Annotated in this window: 5 protein-coding genes and 2 pseudogenes; 3 read left to right on the plus strand and 4 right to left on the minus strand. The window is 66.5% G+C overall.

What is annotated here, in order from left to right; translation table 11 throughout:
• Positions 1-38 precede the first annotated feature (38 nt).
• Entirely contained in the window at positions 39-1,370 is a 1,332-nt protein-coding gene (locus BN9444_RS11305) for an MFS transporter (protein WP_066488531.1), read from the plus strand.
• On the opposite strand, the gene BN9444_RS11310 is transcribed toward BN9444_RS11305, so the two are convergent.
• The 4 genes and pseudogenes from BN9444_RS11310 to BN9444_RS11325 form a co-directional block, all read right to left on the minus strand.
• Positions 1,367-1,798 (minus strand): hypothetical protein, encoded by a 432-nt coding sequence (locus BN9444_RS11310; RefSeq protein ID WP_066488529.1) that lies wholly within the window; start codon positions 1,796-1,798, stop codon positions 1,367-1,369. The genes BN9444_RS11305 and BN9444_RS11310 overlap by 4 nt on opposite strands.
• A gap of 36 nt (positions 1,799-1,834) precedes the next feature.
• A pseudogene (locus BN9444_RS11315) lies at positions 1,835-2,506 on the minus strand ([protein-PII] uridylyltransferase family protein); the annotation flags it as partial.
• 212 nt (positions 2,507-2,718) lie between these two features.
• Positions 2,719-5,166, minus strand: a pseudogene (locus tag BN9444_RS11320) (bifunctional [glutamine synthetase] adenylyltransferase/[glutamine synthetase]-adenylyl-L-tyrosine phosphorylase); the annotation flags it as partial.
• Between the two features lie 3 nt (positions 5,167-5,169).
• Complete coding sequence (locus tag BN9444_RS11325; protein ID WP_066488603.1) at positions 5,170-6,507, minus strand: glutamine synthetase family protein; 1,338 nt, start codon at positions 6,505-6,507, stop codon at positions 5,170-5,172.
• Positions 6,508-6,691: 184 nt separating this feature from the next.
• Between BN9444_RS11325 and BN9444_RS11330 the strand changes: the two genes are divergently transcribed.
• Positions 6,692-7,738, plus strand: coding sequence for a DUF2786 domain-containing protein (locus tag BN9444_RS11330; protein WP_068801941.1), 1,047 nt, complete (start codon positions 6,692-6,694; stop codon positions 7,736-7,738).
• Between the two features lie 95 nt (positions 7,739-7,833).
• Positions 7,834-8,381: CYTH domain-containing protein (locus BN9444_RS11335; RefSeq protein ID WP_141681591.1), on the plus strand; the 548-nt coding region annotated here is incomplete at its 3' end.

The raw sequence follows: 8,381 nt of genomic DNA on the forward strand, positions 1-8,381 counted from the left end.
TCTAACACCATAGTGGGCGGGGCGTACACTTTACACCCATGTCGGAAGAAAAGTCGGTCCCGAACCCCCGCGAAGTCATCACCACGAAGGCGCTGTGGGTGTGGGTCGCCGCGATGGCGGTCTACACCATGGCGATTACCGGCCGTACCTCTTTCGGCGTCGCGAGCCTCGATGCCATCGAGCGTTTCGACTCCACCGCCGGCGCCATCGCCGTGTTTACCTCCATCCAGGTGGGCACGTATGCGCTGGCGCAGATTCCCACGGGCGTCGCCATCGATAAATTCGGCCCGCGCGCGATGCTCGTCGCCGGTGCGCTTGTCATGGGCATCGGACAGGTTGTCCTCGGCTTTACCAGCAATTATTGGGTCGCGGTCGCGGCGCGCGTCCTCATCGGCGCCGGCGATGCGACGGCGTTCCTGTCAGTCATGCGCATCCTGCCCTATTGGTTCCCGCTGCACCGCACGCCGATGTTCACGCAGGTCACAAGCGCCTTGGGCCAGCTGGGCCAGTTCATCTCCGCGATTCCTTTCCTCTGGTACCTCGGCGTGACTGGGTGGACCACGGCGTTTGTCACACTCGGCGCGGTGGGCATCCTCGTCGCGCTCGCAGCCTCGGTCGCCGTCGCGGACTCCCCGGAGAAGCTCGGCATTCTTCCCGCCGCCGCGCCTTCCGATGCCCCCGTTCCCAGCCTCCGTGCCCGCCTCGCCGCCGTCGTCACCTCGGCGACGGCGTGGAACTGCTTCTTCATCCACTTCTCGGGCATGCTCGCCGCTCCGGTCTTCGTCATGATGTGGGGCATGCCCATGATGACGCAAGCCATGGGGCTTTCCGATGCCGCCGCCGGCATCGTGCTCACCCTTAATACCGTCTTCATGGTGCTCTCGGGCCCGATCCACGGGCGTATCTCTGCTCGGCTGTCGGGCGTGCGCGACTGGGTGGCGCTCGCTTTCGCAGCAACCCACATCGTGTGCTGGGCGCTGTTCTTCGCGACAGGCTCGCCGCGCGGCTTCTGGGTCGTCGTGGTCATGATGTTCGTCATGGCACTGCTGCAGCCGGTGTCGAATTACGGGTTCGACAAGATCCGCGAGCGCCTGCCGCATGACGTTGTGGCGACGGCGACGGGCCTGGCGAATATGGGCGGCTTCGTCGCGGGCATGCTCGGCGCGCAGATCATGGGCATGGTCTTAAGCTCGCGCGGCATGGAGTGGGCGGACTTCCGCCACGGCGCGCTCGCGGTGCTGGGCGTGTGGCTCTTCGGCCTGGCGGGCATCGTGGTCACGCACTTCGTGGAGAAGCGCTTCCAGCCGCATGCGCCGCGCCGCGTGAAGATTATCGCCATCGAGGACGACGCTGCTGAAGACGCGGTTTAAGACTCAGAAGTTTCCGGGGCCTCGCCGGAGTCCAGGACAACGAGCGGCGACTCTCCGCCGGTGATAAGGCCTTGGTCGTAGGCCTTGAGCACGGCGCGAGCCTCGAAGGCGGTGAGCTCGCCGCGGCCCACGGCCTGTTCCATGCGCGAGATGAGCTCGTCGCGCGACTCCGCGGTGTCCGGCGCGGGAGACTGCGCCGGGTCGTGCAGCGGGCTGTGTGTGAACACACCCAGGCGATCAAGGACCGTGACGAGGTTGGAGCTTATCGTGTCCGTATTCGTGGAGCTGCCGCTGAGCTCCGCGACGGCCTCACCCACGGTCTGGGCGCCGGCGGGTGCGCGGTCGCGCAGGTAGAACCACAGTCCCAGGCCCACAACGGCGACCACGACGAAAACAGACAGCGCCGCGTTGATGAAACGTCGCGACATCTAGCGCGCCTCGTTTTCGCCGAAGCCCGGGGTGCGCGGCGGATTCTGGCGGCCGCTCNCGCGCACGAGCACGAGCGCATTGCGCACGTCGGTGGCCAGGCACCACGCCTCGCGCAGCGCGCTCACCTTCGCGGCGGGCAGAATCTCGTGGGTCTCGAGCGCGTCGAGCGTGCCTAGCGTCGAGGGATTGCGCAGCTCCGGGCATTCGTGGGCGTGCATCATGGTGAGCAGCTGCACGGTCCATTCGATGTCCGTGAGTCCGCCGCGGCCGAGCTTGGGGTGCGTATTGCGGTCCGCGCCGCGGGGCAGGCGCTCATTGTCCACGCGGGCTTTCATGCGCCGGATGTCGCGAATCGTGGACTCGGAGGCACCGCCCGCCGGGTAGCGGAAACCGTCGATGAGCTCCATGAACTGGGAGCCGACCTCCTCGTCACCGGCGATGAATGCGGCGCGCAGGAGCGCCTGCATCTCCCAGGCTTCGCCCCACTCGCGGTAGTAGCGCTCGTAGGAAGCGATGGTGCGCACGACAGGACCGGAGCGGCCCTCGGGGCGCAGGCCCAGGTCGACCTCGAGCGGCGGGTCGCCCGAGGGCTTGGCCAGCCGGCGGCGCAGACCGTCGACGATGGTGACGGCCCACTTCACGGCGGTGGTCTCGTCGACGGGGGCGCCGGTNCCGTCGAGGCTCACGCGGCCCTCGCCGCCGATGCCCCCGGCGCGCGCCGCTGCGAGCAGCGCCTCCAGGTCTGCAACATTCGCCGAAGAAAGATCCAAGCGCAGAGTCAAAGCCATGGGGTGGTCCGTCCGCCTTCCGTGTTTCAAGTGACTTATCTAGCCTAGGCCGCGCGTGGGGGCGCTGCCTAGGGATAAGGGGGCATCGGCAGGCTATTGCCAGGAAACCGGCAGTTAGAACGGACCTTCCTCGTGCTCGAGAGACTCGGGCTCGCCCCAGAAGACCTCATCGACGACACGGCGGGCGTGCCGCGTGGTCTTGAGATAATGGTCGAGNCGTCGACGATGGTGACGGCCCACTTCCCGGCGGTGGTCTCGTCGACGGGGGCGCCGGTCTCGGGGTCGACGGCATCCTCGGCGGGCTCGGCGACGAACATGACGTCCGCGTCCGAGCCAAAGCCGAGCTCCATGCCGCCCAGGCGGCCCATGCCGATAACCGCGATGCGCGCGGGCGGGCGTGGGAAGTCCGCGTCCTCGGGTGCCTTATGGGCGCCCTGCCAGCCGCGGATCTCGGCACGCAGCGCGGCCTCGAGCACGGAGTTCCACACGGTAGACAACTCGAGACAGACCTCGCGCACGTCCATGAAGCCGAGCAGGTCCGCGGCCGCGACACGCGCGAGCTCGATGCGGCGCAGTGAACGTGCGACGGCGACGGCTTTATCCGGATCCGCGTGGCGCTTAGTCGAGCGCACGAGCGCGGTGGACACCTGCTGCGGCGAGGTCTCGAGCAGCTTGGGTCCGGTCGCGCCGTCCGAGAGCTGTTTGACGACGTCGGGCGAGGAAATGATGAGCTCGGCGGCGTACGGCGAGGTGCCGAGGATATGCATGAGGCGCTGGCCCACGATGCCCTCATCGCGGAGCATGCGCAGGAACCACGTCGCGTCGTAGGCGGCCTCGGACAAGCGGCGGTAGTTGAGCAGGCCGGCGTCGGGGTCCGCGGCCTCGGCAAGCCAGCCCATGAGCGTGGGCAGCAAAATGGCCTGGATGCGGGCCTTGCGCGAGGACCCTGTGGCCAACGCGGTGAGGTGCTCGAAGGCGCGGTCCGGGAACATGTAGCCGAGTGCTGCGAGCTGCAGCTTCGCCGAGGCCGGCGAGAGCTTGAGCGTATCCGAGTCGAGATTGACCACCGAATGCAGAAGCGGCCGGTAGAACAGGCGCGAGTGCAGATCATTGACGAGCACGCGGATTTCTTTGAGGCGCTTCGCGAGCGCCTGGGAGGCGGACTGCGCGCCGTCCGGGTTGAACCCGGCGACGGTCGCGAGCCATTGCCATGCGACGGCGTCGCCCTCCTCCGGTAGCAGGTGAGTGCGGCGGAAGCGCTCGAGCTGGAGGCGGTGCTCGAGCAGGCGCAGGAACTCGTAGGCCTCGATGAGCTGGTGGCCATCCTCGCGGCCGACGTAACCTGCGGCGACCAGCGCCTCGAGCGCCTCGATCGTATTGAGCACGCGCAGCGACTCATCCGAGCGGCCGTGCACGAGCTGGAGGAGCTGCACTGCGAATTCGACGTCGCGCAGGCCGCCCGTGCCGAGCTTGAGCTCGCGGGTCTTCAGCTCCGGAGGGACGTTCTCCAGCACGCGTCGGCGCATGGCTTGAACGTCCTCGACGAAGGAGTCGCGCAGGGAGGCCTCCCACACCATCGGTTTGACGGCCGCGATGTAGTCCTCGCCCAGCGGCAGGTAGCCCGTCTGCACGCGGGCCTTGAGCTGCGCCTGAAACTCCCAGGTCTCCGCCCAGCGCCTGTAATACGTCACGTGCGAATCAAGCGTGCGCACGAGCGCGCCGGACTTGCCCTCCGGCCGCAGGTTCGCGTCGACCTCAAAGAAGCACGCGGAACCAATCCGATTGAATTCCGCCGCGACGCGCGTAATCCGCGGGGTGGCCTCGGAGCCGACGAAGATAACGTCCACGTCCGAGATGTAGTTGAGCTCGTTCGCGCCGCACTTGCCCATGGCCATGACGGCCAGCTGGGCGTCGAGCGGAGCGTCGTCATAGACGACGCGGACGGCGACGGCTAACGCTGCGGTAAGGGCGGCATCGGCAAGCCCTGTGGTCAGCCGCGTGACCTCGCGGAACGGGACTTCGGGCTGGGCCACGGTCTGCCCCTTGCGGGAGTGCAGCGTGCCGGCCAGGTCGTGCGCGGCCAGGCGCATGACGAGCGTGCGGTAGGTGGACTTGAGCAAAATCTTGGCCTCGCGGATGCCCGCGACGTAGGTGCCGGGCCCGCTCAAGCTTGCCGATGCCCCATCCGGCCGCGTCAGCTCCGTCTCATAGGCCGCAGGGCGTGCCTCGATGGCGCCGAGCATCTCTTGGTAGAACTCCGCGACGGTGGGCAGCGGCTTGGCGAGTTCGTGCCACAGCTCGGGGTTCGCGGCGAGGTGATCGCCCAGCGCCGTGGAGCCGCCGAGGAGGGCGAGGACACGCACGCGCAGGGCCTCGTCAGCACGCATGGCGGGCTCGAGCTCGGGGGCGGCGTCGTGGATGCGCATGAGGGTATTGAGCGCGACGTCCGCGTTACCGCAGGCCGCGAGCGTCCACAGCAGCGGAATGGTCTCCTCGGTGGTCCAGCCGAGTTCTTCGAGGTCTTGCGCCGCGGTGGGACGAGTAAGCCCCAGCGTGGCAGGTGAGGGAATCTTCGCCATAGCTTAGAAGTCCAGGTTGGTGTGCAGCTCGGAGGTGGTGATCTGCGCCTGGTAGCGGTGCCATTCGTCCCACTTGGAACGCAGGAAGAATTCGAAGACGTGCTCGCCGAGGATGTCCGCCATGAACTCGGAGCGCTCGAAGACGCGCAGCGCTTGGTCGAGCGAGGTGGGCAGATCCTTGTAGCCCATCGCGCGGCGCTCGCGGCGGGTGAGCGAATGGACGTCGTCCTCGGCCGGCTCGCCCAGCTCGTAGCCTTCGCGGATACCCTTGAGCCCCGCGGCAAGGATGACGGCGTAGCCCAGGTACGGGTTCATGAGCGCGTCGATATTGCGCACTTCCACCCGGCGCGACTCCGCCTTTCCCAGGCGATACGTGGGCACGCGCACGAGCGCCGAACGGTTGGACACGCCCCATGTCGCCGAACCCGGCGCCTCGTTGCCGAACATCAAACGCTTATAGGAGTTGACCCACTGGTTGGTCACGGCGGTCATCTCCGTGGCGTGCTCGAGGATGCCCGCGATGAACTGCTTCGCCGTCGTAGACAGCGCGAACTCGTCATCCGGATCGTGGAAGGCGTTCGTCTCTCCCTCAAACAACGAGAAGTGCGTATGCATGCCGTTGCCCGGGTGCTCCTCGAAAGGCTTGGGCATAAACGTCGCGCGAATGCCCTGGTTGGTGGCCACACGTTTAATAACGAAGCGGAAGGTCATAATGTGATCCGCCATGGTGAGCAAGTCCGCGTGCCGCAGGTCGATCTCCTGCTGCCCTGGCGCTGTCTCATGGTGGCTCATCTCCGTGGAGATGCCCATCTCTTCCAGCGCCAGCATCGCATACGAGCGGAAACGCGGCGCGGTGTTCTGGCTCGCCTGGTCGAAGTAGCCGCCGTTATCCGTGGGCTTCAACTTGCCCGTCTCTTTGAGCTCCTTAAGCAGGAAGAACTCAATTTCCGGCGAGGCCTTGACGCTAAAGCCATCCGCCGCGGCGTCCGCGACCTGGCGGCGCAGAATCTGGCGCGGGTCCACGAGCGAGGCCTGACCGTCCGGCTGCTGGATATCACAGAACATACGCGCCGACTGCAGGTTGGGATCGTCCTGGTCAAACGGAAGAATCTGGAACGTGGACGGGTCCGGAAGCGCGATGGTGTCCGACTCCGAAATGCGCGAAAAACCTTCCACCGAGGAGCCATCGAAGCCGATGCCCTCCTCAAATGCGTCCTCCAACTCCGAGGGGCTGATGACCACGGACTTCAAGCCGCCCAAAATATCGGTAAACCACAGGCGGATGAAGTGAATATCGCGCTCCTCGACGGTGCGCAGGACAAACTCGTGTTGGCTATTCATGCCCTTCACTCTAGCGGAGCTGCCAACTCTATTGGGCAGTACTTTTCATCCGCTTTGCCCAGCTCACCAGAGCATCTCGGGGGTAGCCCGCGGGGGTGTCTCGCCTCATTCATGTCCACGCACCATGCGAGTCTAAGCGCACTCCGTTAGAACACTCTTACTAAAACCACTCAAGGAGAACGCCATGATGAGCCCCACCACCATCGTCGACGACATCGTCATCGCCGCCCTGCGCGGCTGGACCCCAGACGACCTATTCCACATCCTCGGCCCTGCCATCCATCCTTTAGCCCACCGTGCTGCCATCCGCGTGCCCGCGCGCGTAGCCTCGCCCTACCTGCGCGCCGCCTGGCTCAGGTTACTGCCACCCGCCGATCCCTTCTACGACGTGGGTCTTCTACCCTCCTGGCATGCGGAGCTCACCTCCCTCAAGGTGCTCCGCGACGTCGAACTCCTCACCCCACCCACGACGCCCGAATCCGACCCCGCCGCCAAGATCCGCCGCAAGATCGAGGCCCTCCTGCGCAAGGCCGAGTCCACCGAATTCGAAGAGGAAGCCGACGCACTCATCGCCCGCGCCCAGTCCCTGCGCCAGTCCCACCGCCTCACTGAGGCCCTGCAGGATCCCCATGCCGCCCCCATCACCCGCCGCGTCTATCTCGACGCCCCGTACGTCAAGCACAAGTTCAGCCTGCTCGCCGCAGTCTGCTACGCCAACGGCGTCACCGGCGTGCTCATCGACTCCCGCGGGCTGGTCTCGCTCATCGGCACCGCAGGCGACCTCGACCATGTCATCGATCTCCACGCTTCACTCGCCCGCCAGTGCGAGCACTTCCTCACGTCCTCCCCCGGCGCTGCCGAGGCCAAGCGCACCCGCACCACCGCGGCCTACCGCCGTAGCTTCCGCCTGTCCTACGCCACCAGGATTGGTGACCTGCTGCAGGAGGCGAATTCTTACGACTCCACTTCCGGCTCCGCCGTGTCTTGTGAAGATGCGCCCTCCTCGTCCACGGACCTCGCTACCGTGGCTTCGCAGGCACTGCCCGTCCTCGCCCGCCGCCTGACCGCAGCCGAGGAAACCCGCGACCGTCTCTTCCCTCACCTGTCGACGCTCTCGCTGTCGGCGACGCACCTCGACGGATTGCATGACGGCATCGCCGCCGCTGAGTCCGCGCGCTTGGGCGGCGATTCGGCCGGACTCGACGCGCGCCAGCGGGCGCTCACCGCGTAACCACAGCCACGCATCATTATGGGCCACTTTCTACCCCTAAAAGGTAGGATCGGGCCCAGAAGGACACCCACACGTCGAGGAAAAGGAAAGAGTAGATGGCCATTACCAGTGCCCTCGAAATCGAGGCCAAATTCGCAGTCGACAGCTCCGCCGAGCTGCCGGATCTCACCACGCTGCCTGAGATCGGCTCCGTCGCCCGCGAGGAGCACCACGAGCTCTCCGCCATCTACTTCGACACCCCGGACCTGCGTCTCACCCGCGCCAAGATGACGCTGCGTCGCCGCACCGGCGGCAACGACTCCGGCTGGCACATCAAGACCCCCACCGCCGCTGGCCGCCAAGAACTCCACGCCCCGCTCGATGACGCCGCGGACGGCAACTACATCGTCCCCGCCGAGCTGCTCGCCGAAATCCGCTCGCTCGTGCGCAACCTCCCCCTCAAGCCCATCGCTCAGGTGGACAATAAGCGCGCCGAGATCACCTACGCGGACCCCGAAGGCAACCCCGTCGTCGAGTTCTGTGACGACCATGTCACCGCCAAGTCCTTCCTGCCCGCCGGCAAGGAGACCCGCTGGCGCGAGTGGGAAGTCGAGCTCACCGGCGTCGCCGCCGAGGCCGCCGCCCAGGCCGCCGAGGCTCCCGC

Origin of the sequence: Corynebacterium phoceense, from assembly GCF_900092335.1 — a bacterium.
Taxonomy (GTDB): Bacteria; Actinomycetota; Actinomycetes; order Mycobacteriales; family Mycobacteriaceae; genus Corynebacterium; species Corynebacterium phoceense.